The 20878-nt window shown below is 63.3% G+C and carries 18 protein-coding genes; 7 read left to right on the top strand and 11 right to left on the bottom strand.

Annotation, left to right across the window (positions count from 1 at the left end):
• Window positions 1-110: 110 nt before the first annotated feature.
• The 5 genes from NPX02_RS08025 to hemE all read left to right on the top strand — a co-directional run bounded on the left by NPX02_RS08025 (window position 111) and on the right by hemE (window position 5217).
• Entirely contained in the window at window positions 111-518 is a 408-nt protein-coding gene (locus NPX02_RS08025) for a hypothetical protein (RefSeq protein ID WP_260292988.1), read from the top strand.
• Window positions 515-1711, top strand: a complete 1197-nt coding sequence (locus NPX02_RS08020) for an FTR1 family iron permease (RefSeq protein WP_260292987.1) — start codon at window positions 515-517, stop codon at window positions 1709-1711. The genes NPX02_RS08025 and NPX02_RS08020 overlap by 4 nt, the downstream gene beginning before the upstream one ends.
• Complete coding sequence (locus tag NPX02_RS08015) at window positions 1708-3171, top strand: 4Fe-4S binding protein (protein WP_260292985.1); 1464 nt, start codon at window positions 1708-1710, stop codon at window positions 3169-3171. Before NPX02_RS08020 ends, NPX02_RS08015 begins: the two co-directional genes overlap by 4 nt.
• Window positions 3172-3258: 87 nt before the next feature.
• Complete coding sequence (locus NPX02_RS08010; RefSeq protein WP_275098171.1) at window positions 3259-3783, top strand: iron transporter; 525 nt, start codon at window positions 3259-3261, stop codon at window positions 3781-3783.
• Window positions 3784-4119: 336 nt separating this feature from the next.
• Window positions 4120-5217: a uroporphyrinogen decarboxylase gene (gene hemE / locus NPX02_RS08005; protein ID WP_260292984.1), complete on the top strand. Its 1098-nt coding sequence runs from the start codon at window positions 4120-4122 to the stop codon at window positions 5215-5217.
• Window positions 5218-5355: 138 nt separating this feature from the next.
• Here the strand turns inward: hemE and NPX02_RS08000 are convergent, their stop codons facing one another.
• The 11 genes from NPX02_RS08000 to metH all read right to left on the bottom strand — a co-directional run bounded on the left by NPX02_RS08000 (window position 5356) and on the right by metH (window position 18142).
• The gene (locus NPX02_RS08000; RefSeq protein ID WP_260292983.1) at window positions 5356-6447 is read right to left on the bottom strand and encodes an Opr family porin; all 1092 of its coding nucleotides are present in this window, start codon (window positions 6445-6447) and stop codon (window positions 5356-5358) included.
• A 147-nt stretch (window positions 6448-6594) separates the two neighbouring features.
• Window positions 6595-6723, bottom strand: a complete 129-nt coding sequence (locus tag NPX02_RS07995; RefSeq protein ID WP_260292981.1) for a hypothetical protein — start codon at window positions 6721-6723, stop codon at window positions 6595-6597.
• Between the two features lie 29 nt (window positions 6724-6752).
• Window positions 6753-7943: a DUF2325 domain-containing protein gene (locus tag NPX02_RS07990; protein ID WP_260292980.1), complete on the bottom strand. Its 1191-nt coding sequence runs from the start codon at window positions 7941-7943 to the stop codon at window positions 6753-6755.
• Entirely contained in the window at window positions 7931-8149 is a 219-nt protein-coding gene (locus tag NPX02_RS07985) for a hypothetical protein (RefSeq protein WP_260292979.1), read from the bottom strand. Before NPX02_RS07985 ends, NPX02_RS07990 begins: the two co-directional genes overlap by 13 nt.
• Before the next feature lie 93 nt (window positions 8150-8242).
• Window positions 8243-8440, bottom strand: coding sequence for a SlyX family protein (locus NPX02_RS07980; protein ID WP_260292978.1), 198 nt, complete (start codon window positions 8438-8440; stop codon window positions 8243-8245).
• A complete protein-coding gene (zapE, locus tag NPX02_RS07975; protein ID WP_260292977.1) occupies window positions 8437-9540 on the bottom strand; it encodes a cell division protein ZapE in 1104 nt (367 codons plus the stop codon). The genes NPX02_RS07980 and zapE overlap by 4 nt, the downstream gene beginning before the upstream one ends.
• Window positions 9541-9668: 128 nt before the next feature.
• A complete protein-coding gene (locus NPX02_RS07970; protein ID WP_260292976.1) occupies window positions 9669-10022 on the bottom strand; it encodes an ArsR/SmtB family transcription factor in 354 nt (117 codons plus the stop codon).
• A gap of 19 nt (window positions 10023-10041) precedes the next feature.
• Window positions 10042-10923: a response regulator gene (locus NPX02_RS07965; protein ID WP_260292975.1), complete on the bottom strand. Its 882-nt coding sequence runs from the start codon at window positions 10921-10923 to the stop codon at window positions 10042-10044.
• Window positions 10924-11149: 226 nt separating this feature from the next.
• Window positions 11150-13468, bottom strand: a complete 2319-nt coding sequence (locus NPX02_RS07960) for an ATP-binding response regulator (RefSeq protein WP_260292973.1) — start codon at window positions 13466-13468, stop codon at window positions 11150-11152.
• Between the two features lie 108 nt (window positions 13469-13576).
• Window positions 13577-14041, bottom strand: coding sequence for a peroxiredoxin (locus NPX02_RS07955; protein WP_260292972.1), 465 nt, complete (start codon window positions 14039-14041; stop codon window positions 13577-13579).
• Window positions 14042-14434: 393 nt separating this feature from the next.
• Window positions 14435-18142 (bottom strand): methionine synthase, encoded by a 3708-nt coding sequence (gene metH / locus NPX02_RS07950; RefSeq protein WP_260292971.1) that lies wholly within the window; start codon window positions 18140-18142, stop codon window positions 14435-14437.
• Window positions 18143-18363: 221 nt separating this feature from the next.
• Here metH and NPX02_RS07945 point away from each other — a divergent pair, with 221 nt between their 5' ends.
• Window positions 18364-19983 carry a PAS domain-containing protein gene (locus NPX02_RS07945; RefSeq protein ID WP_260292970.1) on the top strand — a complete coding sequence of 540 codons (1620 nt, stop codon included), beginning with the start codon at window positions 18364-18366 and terminating at the stop codon, window positions 19981-19983.
• Window positions 19984-20443: 460 nt separating this feature from the next.
• A complete protein-coding gene (locus NPX02_RS07940; RefSeq protein ID WP_260292969.1) occupies window positions 20444-20875 on the top strand; it encodes an FKBP-type peptidyl-prolyl cis-trans isomerase in 432 nt (143 codons plus the stop codon).
• The last annotated feature ends 3 nt before the right edge of the window (window positions 20876-20878 follow it).

The raw sequence follows: 20878 nt of genomic DNA, 5'->3' as shown, positions 1-20878 counted from the left end.
GGTGTTGATATTACAATTGCGAATCGTTATTATTGGCTCTCCTGGTTTCTGAACGGGACCCGTAGCCGCCTCCGGGGTGGAGGGCCGGGCCTGTGGAGTACGGATTCGCCATGAAATACGCTTTTATTTCTCTCTGGTTGCTGCTGCCCGCTATCGGTTGGGCCGGCGAACCCGCAGGCTGGCTGGCGGTGGCTGAGGCCGTGGTGGAGCATATCGACGCGGCCGAGCACTCCTACTTGGCCGGGGATGCGAAACAGGCCAAACGCTCGGTGGTGAGTGCTTACTTCGGTGTCTTCGAGGACCGCAAGATGGAGGCGGCGATGCGCATGGAGCTGGGGGCCAAGCACACCTATCAGGTCGAGCGGCGGTTCGGCGACCTGCGCAAGGCGATCCAGAACGGGCTGGACGGGGCCGAGGTGAGCGCCATTGCCGAGACGATCCGGGTGGCGATGCGCCGGGATGCCGAAAAGTTGGACCAGGCCGGTATTCCGCTGGAAGTGTTCAAGGTGAACCAGTGAGCCTGCGTTGGCTGCTGCTCATCCTGTTGCTCCCGGTGACCGGTTTCGGGGCCACCGAGACACCCAATGCGTCACCCGATTTCGGCGCCGTGGTGGCCGAACTGACCCGTCAGGGTGACCGGATCGTGGCCGACTATCGGCCGGAGGAGGGAATTGATACGGCGGATGCCGTCTCCGGGCTCTATTTCGATATCTTCGAAGGCAGCGGGATGGAGGTGGCCATCGGCATGCGCGACCCGGCGCTGAAAAGCGAACTGGAGTCGCGCTTCAGCAAGATCATCGGACTCGCCTCGCGTGAACGTGCCGCTGACGAGGTAGCGACCGCCTGGCAAGAACTGCGCACCCAACTGGAACAGGTGGCCGACGCCCAGCAGCCGGCGGAGAGCGATTTTTGGGGGCTGTTCGTGCAGGCGTTCCTGATCCTGCTGCGTGAGGGTTTCGAGGCGATGCTGGTGATCACGGCGCTGGTGGCCTACCTGCGTCGCCAGGGCGCGGCGGAGCAGGTGCGGGTGGTCTATCACGGCACCGCCTGGGCGCTGCTGGCGAGCCTGCTGACCGCCTGGCTGTTCAGCGTGGTGCTGCAGATTTCCGGCGCCGGGCGGGAGGCGCTGGAGGGCGTCACCATGCTGCTGGCCGCAGCGGTGCTGTTCTATGTCAGCTACTGGCTGATCTCGAAGAGCGAGGCGGCCCGCTGGCAGGCCTTTATCCATAACCAGATCAGCAGCGCCCTCTCCCGGGGCAGCCGCTTCGCCCTGGGCCTGGCGGCCTTTCTGGCGGTCTATCGCGAAGGTGCCGAGACCGTACTCTTCTATCAGGCTCTGAGTGGTCAGACGAATGGCCAGTGGTGGCCGCTGCTGGGCGGTTTCGCCCTGGCCCTGGCGGCCCTGCTGCTGCTCTACCGGCTGATGCAGGCGGCCTCGTTCCGACTGCCGATCGGACTCTTTTTTACCCTCACCGCCGTGCTGCTCTACTACCTGGCCGTCACCTTCGCCGGCAACGGGATACTGGAACTGCAGGAAGCCGGCTGGGTAGGGATTACCCCGGTTGACGGGGTTGCCCGTATCAGCTGGCTGGGCCTCTATCCCACCCTGGAGAGCCTGTCGGCCCAGCTGCTGCTGATTCTGCCGCTGCCGCTGGCCATCGCTTGGTGGTGGAAACAGCGCCGCCGCGTCGCCGCCGGTGCTGGGACATGAGCGTGCCTCTGTCGGTGAATCGACTCGCCACGGGCCGGGCCGGCGACCGGCTGGCCGCCATCCCGGTGCGTGTGGCGGGAACCGTGAATGCCCGCATCGCCGGCCCGCTGGAGGCCTTTTTCGTCCACCACCGTGAGCGGCTGGTGTGGCTGCATGCGGCCATGTTCCTGTTTTTCCTGGCCGTCATCCTGCTGCCGCTGTTCCTCCCCGAGGCGCCGGAAAACGCCACCCCGCTGAACAACTTTACCCGTTTCGCCAATTACGCCATGTGGGGCCTCTGGTTTCCGCTGGTGTTTATCTCGGTAATTTTCACTGGGCGCAGCTGGTGTGGCCTGCTCTGCCCCATGGGGGCCGCCTCGGAGTGGGCCAATAAAAAAGGCCTGCAACGACCGATTCCGGCCTGGGTGCGCTGGGAGGGAACGCCACTCATCAGTTTTCTGCTGATCACGATACTGGGCCAGACGGTCGGTGTGCGGGATCACCCGGAAGCGATCGCCGAGGTGTTTGGCGGTACCCTGCTCCTGGCGATTCTTCTGGGATTCGTCTATGGCCGGAATAAACGGGCCTGGTGCCGTCACATGTGTCCGATCGGCCTGCTGCTGGGGGTCTTCTCCCGCATCGGCGCGGTACAGTTCGCGCCCAAGCGGAAGAAGACCGGTGGCGACCGCTTCACCGAAAAAGGGGTCTGTCCCACCATGATCGACATCCCGCGCAAGGAGGAGTCGCGCCACTGCATCGAATGTTTCCGTTGCGTCAATCCCGAATCCCCGGGGGGACTCTATCTGCGCTTGCGGCCGCCCGGTGAGGAGATCGCGCAGATCCACCGGCACCACCCCAATCCCTACGAGGTGGGCTTTCTGTTCCTGGGGACCGGGGTGGCCCTGGGCGGCTTTCTCTGGCTGGTACTGCCCCAGTATCAACAGCTGCGCCAGACGGTCGGTGGCTGGTTCATCGAGCGCGGCTGGTACTGGATCGGCGAGTCCGGCCCCTGGTGGCTGATGAGCGTGCATCCGGAGCGGCGCGAGGTGTTCAACTGGCTCGATTTCACCCTGATTGTCGGTTTCATGCTGGCTGTCATGCTGCTCCTAAGCCTGCTGCTGTCATTAACCACCGGGTTGTCCGCCTGGCTGGCCGGGCGGCTGGGCGCGGATCGCGGTTTGGCGGATCGGTTTGTCGAGTTGGGCTATCAGTACGCGCCGGTGGCCATGGTGTCGCTGGTGTTGGGACTGGGGGGTGAGCTGTTCGCCCCGCTGACCCGGCTGGGCCTGTCGGATGCCACGGTCGGCCTGGTGAAAGGGGGGCTGTTTTCCCTCGGGCTGCTCTGGAGTCTCTACCTGGGACGGCAGATATTGATTAATCAAGGGCTGCGGGGCCATGGATTGTGGGTGCCCCTGCTGCCGGGTGTTGCCGGAAGCATGCTGGTCGGGCTGGCCTGGTGGCCGGCCGTTTTCGGAATTTAGTCGCGCCCCGTCGGGGGGAGTCTCCAGGCGGGGTTTTTTTTTGGCTCAGTAACGCGAATGAGTCGTATTATAATACTGGAGAGTTATATGAAAAGAGGTGCATTGAGTCTGGCCCTGGCGGGTCTGTTGGGAAGTGCCGTCGTCAGCGCCGGCGAACAGCCGATCGGTGATCCGGTGGAGCTGAACGGCATGGAGATCGCCGCGGTCTATCTGCAGCCGACCAAGATGGAGCCGATGCTGCCCGGCATGGGCAATACCGACATCCACCTGGAGGCGGACATCCACGCCATCAAGGGCAACCAGAACGGTTTCGGCGAGGGTGAATGGATGCCCTATCTGGATATCAGCTACACCATCACCAAGCAGGGCGACGGCTGGTCGACCACCGGCAGCTTCATGCCCATGGTGGCCTCCGATGGTCCCCACTACGCCGACAACATCAAGCTGAATGGCCCCGGCAAGTACCACCTGAAATACCACATCAAGCCACCGGCCTATAATGGTTTCTATCGGCATACCGACAAGGAGACCGGCGTCGGCGCCTGGTGGGCACCGTTTGACCTGGAGTGGGATTTTGCCTTTGTCGGGGTGGGGAAGAAAGGCGACTATTGATCGCACCGTTACGGCCTGACCGGCCGGTCAGATATGCACGGCGCGGTGGATTGCCCAGGGCCACGTCATCTAAACATGCAACTGCTTGTGAGAGTGGATCTGACTGCTTGATTGCCGGGTGTCCGCGGCCATGGATGGCCGCGGCAAGCCCCAAGGGATGGGTTTGCGGCGTCCCGGCAAGCAAGTAGGCAGATACTCGCCCCGCTCGGCGTTAGATGACGTCGACCTGATGGATTGCCACTGGCGCCGTGTGTCGTTGGCGGTTTCGGTGTAAACTCGCCCTCTTACCGGCATTACGGGCCGGTTGCCTCTTGGTGTCAACAAAGGAAACCCGCTGTGTCCAGCTTGAAAAACGATCGATTTCTCCGTGCCCTGCTCCGTGAACCCGTAGACATGACCCCGGTCTGGATGATGCGCCAGGCGGGTCGTTATTTGCCGGAATACCGGGCCACCCGGACCCGGGCGGGCAGCTTCATGGATCTCTGCATGAACCCGGAACTGGCCTGCGAGGTGACCCTACAGCCGCTGGAGCGTTTTCCCCTGGATGCCGCCATCCTGTTTTCCGATATCCTCACCATTCCCGACGCCATGGGCCTGGGGCTCTATTTCACCGAGGGCGAGGGGCCGAAGTTCAAATACCCGGTGCAGGACGAGGCGGCCGTCGCCGCCCTCGGTGTGCCCGATCCGGAGGATGATCTGGGCTATGTCATGGACGCGGTACGCACCATCCGCCGCGAACTGGATGGGCGGGTGCCGTTGATCGGCTTCTCCGGCAGTCCCTGGACCCTGGCCACCTACATGGTGGAGGGGAGTAGTACCAAGAATTTCGCCAAGGTGAAGGAGATGATGTTCGACCGGCCCGACCTGATGCACAGCCTGCTGGGCAAGGTGGCGGAGTCGGTGATCGGTTATCTGAATGCGCAGATCGCCGCCGGTGCCCAGGCGGTGATGGTGTTCGATACCTGGGGCGGGGTACTCAGTCCGCGTGATTACCAGCTCTTCTCGCTCGCCTACATGGAGCGGATCGTCAAGGGCCTGGTTCGCGAGAATGAGGGTCGCCAGGTGCCGGTGATCCTGTTCACCAAGGGCGGCGGCCAGTGGCTGGATGCCATGTCCCGCACCGGTTGTGATGCCCTGGGGGTGGACTGGACCACCGACCTGGCGGATGCCCGTATCCTGGTCAAGGACCGGGTGGCGCTGCAGGGCAACGTCGATCCGAGCATCCTCTATGCCGCGCCCGAGCGCATCCGCGAAGAGGTGGGCCGGGTGCTGGCCAGCTACGGTCACGGCCCCGGGCACGTGTTCAATCTCGGCCACGGTATCCATCCGGATGTGAATCCGGAGCATGCCGGGGTGCTGGTGGAGGCGGTGCATGAACTGAGCCGGGCCTATCACAGCCCCAGGGTGAAGGGGCAAAGCTGGGGCAGCGACTGATTCACCGGCCGTTTCAACGGGCGCATCAAAAAACCCCGACCGGGAGACCGGTCGGGGTTTTTTATTACGCAGTAGCCGATTTGGCTTAAACACCAATCGGCGTAGGGGCAGGCTCCTACGCCTGCCCCGGTGCGTGGATCAGAACGCGTAGCTCAACATCAGGGTCAGCTTCTCATAGTCGTCGCTGCCGGCGTCGGAGTCGATGTCGGCATAGACCAGGCCCACGCTGAGGTTCTCGGCGATCTCCCCCAGGTCATAGTCCAGGGTCAGATTGATCTCGCGCTCCTCGGAATTGCCGGCATAGTCGCTGTTGCCGACCAGCAGTCCCAGGGTGGCGCGGCCGAGGCTGTACTCGGCGCCCAGGTACCAGGTTTGGGCATCGGCCTGATAAACCTGGTTTCCCTCCTCGAAGGGATTGATATTTTCACCCAGGTCATCCAGATGGCCCACACCGCCCTGCTTGTCGGTTTGGATATAACCGGCCGCCAGCGCCAGTTCACCCAGGGCGCCGCGCAGCTCCAGGTGCAGGATGGCCCCGTCCGCCTCACCCGCCACATCCACATCCGAGGTGGCGTAGTGGGCGGTCAGGCCCAGTCCGGAGCCGTGTTCGAAATCGGCTTTCAGGCCCAGGCCGTCGAATACCTCGTCCTCATGGATATAGTAGGGATTGAGCAGCAGCCCCTCGGCCGGTGCGATCTTGGCATCCAGGAACCAGGCGCCGTCGTCGCCGATGTCGGTGAAGCTGTCCTGCAGGTCGTCCTCGTCCGCCACCGCCAGGCTGCGGCTGTAACCGGCGGTGAGTTCGGTGTCGGGCAGGGCATCGCTGGTCAGGGTGAAGGCCTCATGAAAATCGGCTACCCACTCCAGATCGATCTCCTGGCGCCCCAGCACGGCACCGAACCCGTCACCCTGGTAGCTGATATACGCCTCGGTCACCAGGGTGCCGACGCCCTCGTCCGAATCGCCCGGATTCTTCTCGTAAACCTCGCTGCCATGGCGCAAGGCGAGCCCCAACTGCAGGCCGTTCAGCGGCGCCGTCTCGTATTTCAGGCCGAGAAAGCCGGTGCCGTAGGCGCTGTCGGCGGCGCTTTGGTTGTCGATCCCTTTATAGAAGAGATTGAGGTCACCGCTGACGGTGCCGTTTTTGAATGCGTCGGCCAGGGTGTCGGCCTGCACGTTGTGAATGCCCAGTAGCGACAGCATCGCCACGCCAAGATATCGATTTTTCACGTTGTCCCCTTGTATCTACTGATAGGTTGTTAAGGATCTGTATGTCACACGGCAACCCCATCCGGGGTCGGACAGGGTCGCCGGGGTGTTATTGTTTAAGGTCGGTCTCGTCCGGTCGCCCGGTTGCACTACCCCCTGCTGACCCACTCAGGGGGTGAAGCCGCTCAGGCTGGCCAGCAACAGGGCCGCCAGGGCGGTTGCCCCGAGCAGTCCCGCCGAGACTCCGCTCAGGGCCCAGCGGCGGCGGGGCCGGGCGGGTGTTTGGGTGGTATTCAATAGCATGGTGATTGGCGGTCAAATTGGACTTAAGTATCGGTCCGGTTCAGTTGCGATAGCTCCTTGGCAAAGGCCGATAGGCCGGAGCTGCGCAGCGGTATGAACGCCTTGGCGTTCTGTTTGCAGAAGCGCTTGACCTTCAGGCAGGCGTCATGGCTGATGCAGTCGATCGGGCAGAACACCATGTCCGCCTTGCTCAGCAGGCAGTGCAGGTTGGCCCGGCTCTCCTCCACGCCACCGTCATGGTGCTCGAAGCGGCCATGGCATTTTTCCACCAGGGTGCGGAAGTGGGGGGACAGCGAGGTCCGGCCGCCCACGTAGACGATCTGTCGCCCACAGAGGTCGGTTGCCGGTGCGGCGGATGCCGGATCGGTGATCAACAGCTGATGGAGTGCCAGTTCGGTGGCCTGCTGTTCCGCTTCGGCCTCGTCGAGTGCCGCCCGTGCAGACTCCAGCTGCTGCTGCAGATGGTCGTTGCGCCGGCTCAGACTGGTGAGCCGGCGTCGGGTCCGTTCCAGCTGCCGCAGTGACTGAGTCAACTCGCGTCGGCTTGCGGAGAGCTGCTCGCTCAGCTCGGCCTCGCCGGGTGCTGACGCCTGCTTGTCCCGGGCAAGCCGGCGCAGCAGTTGTGCCTCCAGCTCCGCGATCACCGTGTCTTTTTGCGCCAGCTGGTGCCGCTGTTGCCGGGCCGTGTGCTGCGCCGACTCCCTCAATTCGGCCGCGCTGGCTTCCAGTGTGGCGAGGCGCCTCAGGTCCGCACGATTGGAGGCCCCGGCCAGGTGCGACAGCATATGCACGTCGCCATAGACCCGTTGTATCAGCTCTGGACTGGTGTGCGGGAGTGTCACCAGGCCCCAGAAGGGACCGGCGATATCACCCGTCTGCAGGGCCTGTGCCCAATAGCTGCGCAGCGCCTTATCGTCACCCTTGGCCAGTTGGCTGATGGGGGTGCGGTATTTTCTGTCCAGCAGGCGGGTCAGCAGCCGGGCGGCATGGCACTCCTGGCCGGCACTGGCGACCAGGGCGTTATGGGCGTCATAGTCGCTGTGCTTCGGCTCCAGGATGAGGCCGGCCTGGCGGATCACCTTATGCAGTTCCTGGAGGGTTAGGCAGGTGCCGAGGATGGCGCAGTGAAAACGCCGGTCAACCTCCCAGAGCCGCAGCCGTCTGGATGCGGGTGTCCGGGGGGGGTCAAAGCGTTTTTTGCTCAGATCGCACACGGTGCCGGTTCTCCCGCGGTGAATCCCAGACGCTCGGCATAGCTGAGTCCCTCGTCCTGGATATCCTCCAGGCTCAGTTCGCCACTCTCCAGCAGGGGGATGATCCAGCCGGCGCCACAGCGCAAAATCTCCTGACCTGTCTCGGCATCCAGCAGGCGCAGGCAGGGATCGCTACGTTCCAGCCAGGCATCTATGACACAGCGCATCTGATCGTCTCCTTGTGACTTGGAGATCAATGATAATCATTATCATTCGTATGTCAAGATGCGATTGATTCTTTCTTGCCGACGGGACAAACATTAATAATGTGGCGGGATCTCGTTGCTGTCGCCATCCTCGGCGGGTGACAGGTTGCGCATCTGCTGGTGCAGCTCCCGGATCGCCAGCTGCAGGGTATCGAGCTGGTTCTGCAGCTGGCTGACGGTCAGATTGAGCTGATTAATGGCGTCTTCCTGGAAGGCGACGCGGCTCTGCAGGTCGATGATTTCATTGTTCATGCCTTGTGCTCCCGGGACAGGTATTCGATCGACTGCATCTCTTGCAGCCGGCTCACGGCGCGCTCAAACTCGGCCTGCAGCCGCTCCCCCTGATACAGCTCCAGCGGGCCCGTCGCCGCGCTGATGATCAGTTTCACCCCGCGGTCGTAAAACTCGTCCACCAGGAAGACAAAGCGCCGGGCGGCATCATCCAGTTCGCCGGTCAGTAGCGGGATATCCGATATGATCACGGTATGATAACAGCGCGCCAGTTCGAGGTAGTCGGCCTGACTGCGCGGCGGGCCGCAGATGGCAAAAAAGTCGAACCAGACCAGATCGTCGGCCAACCGTTCGACCGCGATCTCCCGCCCATACAGGGTGATGCTGCCGCCGCGCCGTCCCGGTTCCGGCGCCAGCTGATCGAACTCCTCATCGAGGCGTTCACTGACGGCCGCCGCCAGGGGGGTGTGGTAGACCGTGGCCTGTTCCAGATAGCGCAGCCGGTAATCGGTGGCGCTATCCAGATGGATCACCCGGGTATGCTGTTTGATCATCTCGATGGCGGGGACGAAACTGGCCCGCTGCAGGCCGTTGCGGTACAGGTTGTCCGGTGCGGTGTTGGAGGTGGTCACCAAGGTGACACCGCGTCTGAACAGGTATTTCAGCAGCTGCGCCAGGATCATGGCATCGCCGATATCGGTGACGATGAATTCGTCCAGGCAGAGGATGCGGGTCCGCGCGGCCAGCCCCTCGGCGACCTGCTCCAGTGGATTCCTCACCCCCTTGAGACGGTTCAGCGATTCATGGGTGTCGCGCATGAAGTGATGGAAATGGATGCGCAGCTTGGCATCGAACGGGAGCTGGTTGAAGAAGATATCCACCAGCCAGGTCTTGCCCCGGCCGACACCCCCCCACAGGTAGATGCCCTTTTCGGGGGTGATTTCCTGACGCTGCCTGTGTTTCAGCAGGCGGCTGAAGAGATCCGCTTCCGCCGCCGGCGGCGCCGGCCGGATCAGCCGCTGGTAGAGCGTCTGGAGTTCCGCGACCACGGCGGCCTGATCCGGGTCCGCCACCACAAGGTCCTGTTGCAACTGCTGCCGGTAATATTGCTCGGGTGTCATCCGCGCAAGAATACCGGAACAGGCGGGAGATTGCCTAGGAGCCTGTCGGGTTTATCCGTTTGAAGCGACTAATCCGCAGGAACGGATTTGCAGCCAAACAGCGTTAAATCCGACAGGCTCCTGGTCTGTCACTCCTCGTCCCCGGAATAGCGCTCGTCCAGATTGGCCGGACAGAGCACGCTGCGCATGGTGCCGATCAGGGTCAGCAACTGGCCGTTGCGAATCCGGTAATAGATGCGGTTGGCCTCTTTTCTGGAGACCACGATATGCTTGTTGCGTAGCTGCTCCAGGTGTTGCGAGATATTGCTCTGGGAGGTGCCGGTGCGCTCCACGATCTCCCCCACCGACAGCTCGTCGTCGCCCAGGGAGCAGAGTATCTTCCAGCGCAACGGGTGGGCCATCGCCTTGAGGGCGTTGGCCGTTAACGTGGTGTCTTCCTGTTCCGATGGTGGATGGCCTTGCTCGTTCACTTGCTCGCTCATGTTGATCTCCTGTTACAACTCAGGAAGGCAGACCGGCTTTGGAGGGAAGTGCCGGTTCCGCCGTCGCATCCTGTCGGACGTAGCCGCTCATGTCCTTGGCGATACATAGAATATCGGAAATCTCCCCGTCCCCATCCCTTACTGCGGTGCGCGAGATCAGAATCGGTATGCGTCGTCCGTCGCGGCTGATGAAACGGGCCTCGATCTGGCTCAGGGCACCCACCCGGATCAGCGCCTCCAGCCAGGTGCCCATGAAGGCGCCGGCCTGCTCGTCGCCCTCCTCTTCAAAGATATCACCGATGCCCATGCCCAGCAGTTCGGCGTCGCTGTAGCCCAGCATGCGCCGCAGGGCCGGATTGACCTCGCGGATCTTGCCGTCCGGACTCAGCACCAGCAGCGCCTCGCCCATGTACTGGATGATGTTTTCCAGGTGCTGCTTGGCCTGGGCCAGTTCGGCGGTGCGCTCCGCCACCTGTCGTTCGAGCTCCCGGTTGAGCTGGCGCTCCTTCTCGATCAAGCGGAAATAGGTGCTTATCTTGTTGATCAGCTGGTTGTCGTCGATCGGCTTCAGCAGGTAGTCCACCGCGCCCACTTCGTAACCCTTCTGCTGGAACTCCCGGGTCTTGAAGGCGGCAGTCAGAAAGATGATCGGAGTGTCGCGGGTCTTCTTGCGGATCTTCAGCATCGAGGCGGTCTGGAAGCCGTCCATCTCCGGCATCTGCACGTCGAGAATGATCAGGTCGATGTGACTGCCGCCGAGGGCGATATCCAGTGCCTGTTGTCCGGAAGTGGCCTCCAGGATGGTCACGTCCATGTGCTGCTGCAACAGGGTGTGCAGGGTAAACAGGTTATGCTCGTGGTCATCCACGGCCAGCAGGGTAAATCCGCTATAGCGATTCATGCGGCACATCCCTGTGCCGCACCCTGACGGGCGGCCTGCGGCCGTGAAAATTGGCTCTCCTGCCAATTTTTCATGCGGCCGGCACATCCCTGTGCCGCACCCGTCGGGCAGCTTCGCTGTGCAAAACGGCTCTCCTGCCGTTTTGTCATGCGGCAGGCACATTCCTGTGCCGCACCCTGACGGGCGGCCTGCGGCCGTGAAAATTGTCTCTCATGCCAATTTTGCATTATTGGGCATCCACTGCTTGTGCTGGAAGATACTGCGCCAGCAGCCGATACAGCGCTCCCGCGTCAAGGGGGCGGCGGATCAGGGCATTGGCGCCGGCTGCCAGGCAGGCCTCTTCTGCTGCCGCTCCGTCGACGAGGGCGATCACCGGCAGCGGTTGGGTCTGCTTTATACGTTTGATCGTATCACAGCCGCCCTCCCCGGGTGGAATGATGTCAATCAACACCAGGGCAAAGGGCTCGTCGGCCATCAACTCCATGGCTTCCTGGTTGTTCTCAGCCGCCGTGACCTTGAGGCCGGCCCGCTCCAGCAGCGGGGTCAGTTGCAGCAGGTTGTGCAGGTTGGCGTCCACCACCAGCAGTGAGTGTCGGCCCAGCCAGGGGGGCGTGCTGTCGGTTTCCACCACCGGGGTAGCTTCCGGTATGGGTGGTCGGTCGGTCTTCTCCGGCAGGGCCTGTTGCGTGTCCAGTTCAGCGGGCAGCAACAGGGTGAAGCGGCTGCCCTGTCCCGGGCTGCTGTGCAGACGGATGTCTCCGCCCAGCAGCCGGGCCAGCTGCCGGCTGATGGTGAGTCCCAGCCCGGTACCTCCATAGCGGCGGTTGGTGGCGCCATCGGCCTGTTTGAAGGCTTCGAAGATCTCGTCATGCTTCTCCGGGGGAATGCCGATGCCGCTGTCGGTGACACTGATCTGCAGGGCATGGCCAGACGGATCGGATGGTTCGGTGCCAGACACCTGAATCTCCACATCACCCTGTTCGGTGAATTTGACTGCATTGGAGAGGAAGTTTTTTAGAATCTGGCGCAACTTGCCCGGGTCGGTGATGATTCGCGCCGGTGCCGTCGGGTCCAGCACCAGTCGCAGCGTCAGTCCCTTGGCGTCGAACTGGGGCTGGACCAGTTCCAGCAGGCTGTGCAACAGGGGCTCCAGGGTGACGTCCTGCGGATGCAACGGCGTGCGGCGCGCCTCGATAAGTGACAGGTCGAGAATGTTGTCGATCAGGGCCTGCAGATCACGCCCCGCTTCATGGATGACCCGTGCCTGTTTGAGCTGGTCATCGCTGAGTCCCTGTTTTGATCCGGCCAGCAGCTTCGACAGCAGCAGGATGGAGTTGAGCGGCGTCTTCAGCTCATGGCTGATATTGGCCAGGAATTGTGACTTGTAACGGTTGGATGCCTCCAGTTCGCGGGCGTGGGCGCGCAGATTGCGCGAGGTGCGGCCATGCTCCTCGGCCAGGCGTGAGAGATTCTGGCCCAGGCGCTTCAGCTCCTGGGGGCCCTTCCAGTCGAAGGTGACGGGGGCCTCGTTCTCCAGGATCTGCTGGACACCGTCGATCAGCTCACGGCTCAGGCGTTCCGCGCGTCTCGCCAGCCAGTGCGAGGCAAGCCAGGTGGCCAGCATCAGCAGAAAGATGATGCTCAGCACCCGCAGGGTCAGGGCGTTGCGGAACTGGGCTATGGGCGAGGGGTCCACACGCCGGCCGACCCACAGCGAGCGGGACTGCTCGGTGCGGAACATGGGTACCCACATGATCTGCTCATCGCGGCCTTTCCAAAGCGCCGGTTTCTCCTGGGTGAACAGCATCTTCAGCCCGGGGTAGCGCGCGAAGGCGTTGCCGGTCGGGGTGTCGGGGGCCGGTATCTCCAGGAATCCGCCGTCACTATTGACCCACAGGGTCTCGCGGTAGACGCGGGCGATGCCCCCCACATCGATGTTGAGCATCACCGCGCCGAGGGGTGCACCGCTCTCCTGGCTGTGGATCGGGGTGATCAGACGCAGGGTCATGAAGCGGCGCGGGTCCCGTGCTCCGGCATCCGGATTAAGGCTGAGCGCACTTACCAGCACCCGCCCCGGTTCCGCCTGCAGCGCCGCGCCGATCAGGGCCTCCGGAGCTTGCCCGGGTCGCCGCACCGTGGGTTGCCAGGATTGGTTCTCGGGGTCGCGGTCGAGCCAGAAACGCTCGTCGCCGCGGGCGTCGAGGAACACGATCTGTACGATGTCCAGTTGTTCGTGCAGGATCTGGTTGATCCACTGGATATAACGGGTGCGCGCCAGGTCGATCGAGTCGTCGCTCTCCGCTTCCGCGTTGCCCAGCAGGCTGCCCGGTTCCGGCAACTTGGCCAACAGCCGCACCATCTCGTGGCGGCTGGCCAGATGCTGGTCCAGGTCGCGGAAGTCGGCGCGCAGGTTCTGCAGGTGCGCCTTCTGGTAGAACAGGTCCATGCGCTCCAGCACCAACGGCAGATTGATCGCCACTGCGATCAGCAGCGGGGTGAAGGCGAAGGCGAAGAAGAACAGCAGTATCTGGGTGCGCAGTTTCACATCATGTCGCTAAACGGCTGCCGGTGCAGGCACATTAACCCAGGCGGTGAATATCCGTAAAGCCTGGCGGGTCTTTTCGAGTGCCCTGGGGGTCTCTCCGGGCCGGGGTCAGAGGGTCTTGACCAGTTCCAGTACCGCCTGGGCGTGGCCTTTCGGCTTCACGTCATAGAGGGCGTGGCGGATGATGCCCCGCTTGTCGATGATGAAGGTGGAGCGCTGGATGCCCATGCGTTTTTCGCCGTGCGCCTCCTTCTCCTTCCACACGTAATAGTCCTGGCACAGGGTGCCGTCGATATCGGCCAGCAGTCCGATGGTGAGGCCGTTCTGGTCGCGGAAATCGCCATGGCTGATGCAGTTATCCATGCTGACGCCAAGAATCTCCGTCTCCGCGGCCTGGAACTCCTCCATCAGGTCGGAGAACTCCAGGGCCTCGATGGTACAGCCCGGGGTATTGTCCTTGGGATAGAAATAGAGCACCAGATTGCGCTTGCCCAGATAGTCTCCGAGCTCGGATTTTTCCAGGTCCGCATTGGGCAGGGCAAAATCCGGCGCTTGATCACCGACTTTCAGCATGACTCCTCCTCAGGTGTCTTGACGCTCTTTCTTATGAGTGTTGAATCTATTGTCCTTGCCAGGGCGCGTCAACCTCTGGTTTGTTACTGTAATAGTGGCACAGAATTCTCCGCCGGCGCGGCCTGCGGCGTTCCGTTTTGCATGATAATTGGCTGGCTTACAGGGCGGGCGAAGCCGTTCGTAGGGGCAGGCCCCCGTGCCTGCCCTGGTAGGTGCAACTGGGAGAATCGGGCAACCACGGCGAGTTGCCCCGACGGGGACGTTGAACACCTGTATCCGCATCCGAAGATGGGTTACGGCGCGCCCGATCGTGGTGAATAACCGTCACCAATGGCGCCGCGCCTCCACCCATCCGCACGCGTGTTCATCGGCCTTTGTGGCTAAAGTGCAGCCCTAACCCGCGGACGCTTCGGGATCATAGCCCAGGTTGGGCGCCAGCCAGCGCTCCGCCTCCGCCAGGCGCATCTGCTTGCGCTCGGCATAGTCGGCCACCTGGTCGCGGGCCAGCTTGCCCACGGCAAAGTAGCGCGCCTCGGGGTGGCTGAAGTAGAGGCCGCTGACAGCGGCAGTCGGCACCATGGCCATGGCATCGGTCAGCCAGATGCCGGTCTGGGCCTCCACCTCCAGCAGTTCCCAGAGGATGCGCTTCTCGGTGTGGTCCGGTGTGGCCGGGTAGCCGATGGCCGGGCGGATGCCCTGGTACTGCTCCTTGAGCAGGGCGCGGGTATCCAGCGCCTCGTCGGCGGCGTAGCCCCAGAACTCGCGGCGTACCTGCAGGTGCAGCTGCTCCGCCAGGGCCTCGGCCAGGCGGTCGGCCAGCGCCTTGAGCATGATGGCGCTGTAGTCGTCATGTTGGGCCTCGAATTCCGCCACCTTCTCATCGATGCCGATGCCGGCCGTGCAGGCGAAGCCGCCGATATAATCCTTCACGCCGCTCCCTTCCGGGGCGATGAAATCGGCCAGGCAGTCGTTATAACGGCCGCTCGGCTGCTTGCCCTGCTTGCGCAGGAAATGGAAGCGGGTGGCGATATCCGTCCTCGCCTCATCGCGATACACCGTCACATCATCGCCACTGCTGCTGGCCGGCAGGATGCCGATCACGGCGTTGGCGCGCAGCCACTTCTGTTCGATGAGCTGTGCCAGCATCGTCTGGGCGTCGGCAAACAGCTTGCGCGCCTCCTCGCCCTTCTCCGCATCCTGCAGGATCTTTGGATAGCTGCCGCGCAGCTCCCAGGCATGAAAGAAGAAGGTCCAGTCGATCAGCGGCACCAACTCCGCCAGATCGACATCCTCCAGCAGGTGGACGCCCGGCCGCCGTGGTAGCGGTGGCCGGTAGCTGTCCCAGTCGATGGGTGCCGGGTTGGCCCGGGCCTCGGTCAGCGGGATCAGGTTGCGGTTCTCCTGCTGGCTGGCGCGGCGTGCCTGGGCATCGGCGTACTCGGCCTTGATCCGGCTGATGTACTCATCGCGGCGATCGGCGGAGAGCAGACTGCTGGCCACGCCCACAGCGCGGGAGGCGTCCGGCACATAGACCGCCGGGCCGCTGTAGCCGGGGTGGATCTTCACCGCGGTGTGGATCAGTGAGGTGGTGGCGCCGCCGATCAGCAGCGGGATGCGCATCCCCAGTCGCTCCATCTCTCGGGCGATGTGCACCATCTCCTCCAGCGAGGGGGTGATCAGGCCGGACAGGCCGATGATATCCACCTTGTGCTCGGCCGCCTTCTGCAGGATGGTCTCGGCCGGCACCATCACCCCCAGGTCGATTACCTCGTAGCTGTTGCACTGCAGCACCACGCCGACGATGTTCTTGCCGATGTCGTGCACGTCGCCCTTAACCGTGGCCAGCAGGATCTTGCCGTTGGGCTGGCTGCTGCCGACGCTCTTCTCCTCCTGGATGAAGGGCTCCAGATAGGCCACCGCCCGCTTCATCACCCGCGCCGATTTCACCACCTGGGGCAGGAACATCTTGCCGGCGCCGAACAGGTCGCCGACCCGGTTCATGCCGTCCATCAGCGGCCCCTCGATCACTTCCAGGGAGCGCTTCACCCCCTGGCGCGCGGCCTCGGTGTCCGCCTCGATATATTCGGTGATGCCCTTTACCAGGGCGTGTTCCAGCCGCTGCCCCACCGGCCAGGCGCGCCACGCCAGGTCCTCCTTCTGTTCCATCGCGGCGCCGTCACCGCGGTATTTCTCGGCGATCTCCAGCAGTCGCTCGGTGCCGTCGGCGCGGCGGTTGAGGATCACGTCCTCCACCCGCTCGCGCAGTTCCGCCGGCAGGTCGTCGTAGATCGCCAGCTGGCCGGCGTTGACGATGCCCATGGTGAGGCCGGCCTGGATGGCGTGATAGAGGAACACCGCATGGATCGCCTCGCGCACCGGGTTGTTGCCGCGGAACGAGAACGAGACATTGGAGATGCCGCCGGAGACCAGGGCGTGGGGCAGGGTGGCGGTGATCCGCCGGGTCGCCTCGATGAAGTCGACGCCGTAGTTGTTGTGCTCGTCGATCCCGGTGGCGACGGCGAACACGTTGGGGTCGAAAATGATATCCTCCGGCGGAAAGCCCACCTGCTCGGTGAGTAGCTTGTAGGCGCGGCTGCAAATCGCCACCTTGCGCTCCAGGGTGTCGGCCTGTCCCTCCTCGTCGAAGGCCATCACCACGGCGGCCGCGCCGTAGCGGCGGATCAGGGTCGCCTGGCGGAGGAAGTTGGCTTCGCCCTCCTTCATGGAGATGGAGTTGACCACCCCCTTGCCCTGGATGCACTTGAGGCCCGCCTCCAGCACCTCCCACTTGGAGGAGTCCACCATTACCGGGACCTTGGCGATGTCGGGTTCGGTGGCGATCAGGTTGAGGAAGCGGACCATCGCCGCCTTGGAGTCGAGCATCGCCTCGTCCATGTTGATGTCGATTATCTGGGCACCGTTCTCCACCTGCTGGCGGCAGATCTCCAGCGCCGTGTCGTACTGCTCCTCCATGATCAGGCGCTTGAACTTGATCGAGCCGGTGACGTTGGCACGCTCGCCCACATTGACGAACAGGCTGTCGCGGTCGATGGTCTGGGGCTCCAGGCCGGAGAGGCGGCAGGCGCGCGCGATCGTCGGCAGTCCCCGTGGCGGCAGGCCGGCGATGGCCTCGGCGATGGCGCGGATATGCGCCGGGGTGGTGCCGCAGCAACCGCCGACGATATTGAGGAAGCCGCTGGCCGCCCACTCGCCGATCTGTTTCGCCATGGCCGCCGGATCCAGGTCATACTGGCCGAACTCGTTGGGCAGGCCGGCGTTGGGGTGGGCCGAGACGTGGGTCTCGGAGATGCGTGACAGCTCCTCCACGTACTGGCGCAACTGGTCCGGCCCCAAGGCGCAGTTGAGGCCGATGGAGATCGGCCGGGCGTGGCGCAGGGCGTTGTAGAACGCCTCGGTGGTCTGGCCCGACAGGGTGCGGCCCGAGGCGTCGGTGATGGTGCCGGAGATCATCACCGGCAGGCGCAGGCCCTCCTCCTCGTACACCTGCTCCACGGCGAAGATGGCCGCCTTGGCGTTCAGGGTATCGAATATGGTCTCGATCAGGATGAGGTCGCTGCCGCCCTCGATCAGTCCCCGGGTCGCCTCGGCGTAGGCGGTGACCAGGTCGTCGAAGGTGATATTGCGGAAACCGGGGTCGTTCACGTCGGGCGACAGCGAGCAGGTGCGGTTGGTCGGGCCCAACACGCCGGCGACAAAGCGCGGCCGCTGCGGGGTGCTGGCCGCGTCCGCCACCTGGCGGGCCAGGCGTGCCGAGGCGAGGTTCATCTCGTGGCTCAGCGACTCCATCCGGTAGTCCGCCATGGAGATGCGGTTGGCGCCGAAGGTGTTGGTCTCCAGGATATCCGCCCCGGCCTCCAGATACGCCTGGTGGATGTCGCCGATCAGTTTCGGCTGGGTGATGGAGAGCAGGTCATTGTTGCCTTTCAGATCGCTGGGCCAGTCGGCGAAGCGTTCACCCCGGTAGTCCGCTTCCACCAGACTGTGACGCTGAATCATGGTGCCCATGGCACCATCCAGGAGCAGGATGCGCTGCTGCAACAGGGCGAGGAGTTCTGCGGTACGATCTTCGGGGCGGTTCATGGATCAACTCGAGTGCTAGGGACAGAACGGCCTATTATAGGGTGCCCTGGGGGTGAAGGGGAAACGCCGCGGGCGGGACCCGGTTAGTCGTTGTTGTTGCTGGAAAAAGTACCGTCATAGAGCCACGCTATTGGCGCAGTACAAGAAAACGATCCATTTTTTCCCGGGAAAGGGATACACTTTCGACTATGATCTGGCTGGCCCAACAAAATAAAATCACCATGCTTTTCAGACGGTTGTTGCCATTACTGTTGTTGCTTATCGTCGCTGGTCCGGCGGCAGCGGAAACCATCCGGGTCGGTATCCACGTCAATCCCCCCCTCTCGCTGATCGACAGTCAGGGGGTGGCGCGGGGTTTTGTCATCGATCTCCTGGACCTGATCGCCGCGGCCGAGGGCTGGGAGCTGGAGTACGTTCCCTGCGACTGGGATGAGTGCAACCATCGCCTGGCGCTGGGTGATATCGCCATGCTGACGCCGATCTCCTCCAACGAGGCCAAGCAGCGCCGCCTCGACTACAACCGCGAGAGCCTCTACGTGAACTGGGGGCAGATCGTAATGGCGGGCAAGGATGTGATCAAGTCGCCGTTGGACCTGGCGAACAAGACCGTAGTGGCGCTCTCCAGCGATCCCCACTTCGCCGATCTCAAGGAGCTGGCGGCCCGTTTCGACATCAATGTGCGGTTCCTCGAGGTGAGTGACTACGAGTCGGTGCTCGCCTGGGTCGACCAGGGGCCGGTGGATGCCGGGCTGGTGCCGCGCTCCTTCGATCTGGCCGGCTTCCGCCAGTACCCGCTGATCAAGTCGTCGGTGATTTTCAATCCGGCCGAAATCCGGGTCGCCCTCTCCCCGTTCAATGGCCAGATCCCCAATGCCAAGCGCATCCAGCGGCTGGATTATCACCTGACCCGCCTGAAGGGCGATCGGGAATCCCCTTTCTACCAGTTGCAGGAACGCTGGTTCGGCGATACGGCGACGCTGGAGATCCCGGAATGGCTGATCTGGGTGCTGTTGTTCCTGATGCTGTTGATGCTGCTGCTGGCCGTTGGCGTGATGCTGTTGCGCAGTCAGGTAAGGGTGCAGACCGGAGCGATCCGCGAGATGAACCAGCGGTTTACCGCCTTCATGCAGCATCTGCCGGGTATTGCCTACATGAAGTCGGCCTCCGGGCAATATCTGTTCGTCAATCCGGCCTGGGAAAGAACCAATCACCTGAGCGAGGCGGCGGTGCTTGGGCGTAGCGCCGCGGATATCTGGCCGGAGCGGGATCTGGCGACGCGGTTGCAGGAGGAGCGCAAGGTGCTGGAGGCGGGCGAGGTGGTGGAGAGTACCGAAATCCATCCCTGGGGCGATCGTCCGAGCCAGTGGCAGATGGTCCGCTTTCCCATTACCGGCCTCTCCGGTGAGACGGAGATGGTGGGTGGTATCGGACTCGATGTGACCGCCCAGCAGGAGACGGCCCGGGAGCTGAGCCATCTGCACCACCAGCTGGCGCTGCTGCTGGAGTCCGCCGGCGACGGCATCTGCGGCCTCAACGGCACCGGGCGTTGCACCTTTGCCAATCCGGCCGCCCTGGAGCTGCTCGGCTACAGCCGCGATGAGCTGACCGGCAGCAAGTTTCACGACCTGGTACAGCACACCCGGGCCGACGAGACCGCCTTCCCCGAGGAGGAGTCGCCCGTGTACGGCGCCTACCGTCAGGGTCAGCGGGCACACCTGCTGGCCGGGGTGTTCTGGCATGCGGAAGGCGCCCCGTTCGCGGTAGAGTACTCGGCCTATCCGATCGCCAACGGCGAGCTGCCTGGCGCGGTGGTGATCTTCCGGCCGGCCCGCGCCGGCTAAGGGCCCGCGCAAGAATAAATTCGTAGTACCGAGGGCGTCACCGGATTACTCTGGGCGCCATGCCGGCAAGGCACGCTTTGCAGGCAATGACCGCTTCCGGCCATCCATGGCCTCCGCGCATAAGTCCATCCATGGACATACCTGTTCCCTTGCCAAAAAGCGTAACGCCGGCGGCTGGGTCCAGTGGCGACCGAATACCGGAACTTATTTTTGCGCGAGCCCCAAGGCACAAACCCGCACCTCACCCTGGGGACGGCACGGCATATCGGCTTGGGCTGGGCAACGGGGCTGAAATCATGCCATGATAAAATGGCTATGTTCCCCTATTCTCAGGGAATAAGGAGTCCGACAGACTCCCTAGGTTTGTTAGCACCAGTGTGTGGTGGCAATCCCTCAGGGCGGTCCGGGTGCCCGTGCCCTGCCCGTCAGTTCAATCGACGCAGATACCAGGAGACCAACCATGTCCACACCACAACCTGGCCAGACGGTCAAAGTCCATTACACCGGCATCCTCGATGATGGCACCCAGTTTGACTCATCCGCCGGCCGCGAGCCGCTGGAGTTCACCCTGGGGGAGGGGCAGGTGATCCCCGGCTTCGAACAGGCGCTCGCGGAGATGAAAGAAGGTGAATCCCGCACCGTGCATATCCCCGCCGATCAGGCCTATGGCGAGCATCAGCCGGAACTTGTGCAGCAGGTGGATCGGGCGCAGATCCCGGCTGAAATCGAGTTGGCCGTCGGCGTGCAGCTGCAGGCCCAGGGACCGGAAGGCCAGGTTTTTCGCCTGGTGGTGACCGAGCTGGCGGAGAGCAGCGTCACCCTGGACGGTAACCATCCGCTGGCCGGCAAGGCCCTCACCTTCGAGCTGGAGCTGGTGGAGATCGCCGCCTGATTC

It is taken from the genome of Sedimenticola hydrogenitrophicus (genome assembly GCF_025175675.1).
Classification (GTDB): Bacteria; Pseudomonadota; Gammaproteobacteria; order Chromatiales; family Chromatiaceae; genus Sedimenticola; species Sedimenticola hydrogenitrophicus.
This window is presented reverse-complemented; position numbering and strand designations above follow the sequence as displayed.

Coding starts and splice junctions, on each gene's coding strand:
- NPX02_RS08025 (WP_260292988.1), top strand. CDS start 111: ATGAAATACGCTTTTATTTCTCTCTGGTTGCTGCTGCCCGCTATCGGT.
- NPX02_RS08015 (WP_260292985.1), top strand. CDS start 1,708: ATGAGCGTGCCTCTGTCGGTGAATCGACTCGCCACGGGCCGGGCCGGC.
- NPX02_RS08010 (WP_275098171.1), top strand. CDS start 3,259: ATGAAAAGAGGTGCATTGAGTCTGGCCCTGGCGGGTCTGTTGGGAAGT.
- NPX02_RS07985 (WP_260292979.1), bottom strand. CDS start 8,149: ATGCGCTGTGTCATAGATGCCTGGCTGGAACGTAGCGATCCCTGCCTG.
- NPX02_RS07980 (WP_260292978.1), bottom strand. CDS start 8,440: ATGAACAATGAAATCATCGACCTGCAGAGCCGCGTCGCCTTCCAGGAA.
- zapE (WP_260292977.1), bottom strand. CDS start 9,540: ATGACACCCGAGCAATATTACCGGCAGCAGTTGCAACAGGACCTTGTG.
- NPX02_RS07970 (WP_260292976.1), bottom strand. CDS start 10,022: ATGAGCGAGCAAGTGAACGAGCAAGGCCATCCACCATCGGAACAGGAA.
- NPX02_RS07965 (WP_260292975.1), bottom strand. CDS start 10,923: ATGAATCGCTATAGCGGATTTACCCTGCTGGCCGTGGATGACCACGAG.
- NPX02_RS07955 (WP_260292972.1), bottom strand. CDS start 14,041: ATGCTGAAAGTCGGTGATCAAGCGCCGGATTTTGCCCTGCCCAATGCG.
- metH (WP_260292971.1), bottom strand. CDS start 18,142: ATGAACCGCCCCGAAGATCGTACCGCAGAACTCCTCGCCCTGTTGCAG.
- NPX02_RS07945 (WP_260292970.1), top strand. CDS start 18,364: ATGCTTTTCAGACGGTTGTTGCCATTACTGTTGTTGCTTATCGTCGCT.
- NPX02_RS07940 (WP_260292969.1), top strand. CDS start 20,444: ATGTCCACACCACAACCTGGCCAGACGGTCAAAGTCCATTACACCGGC.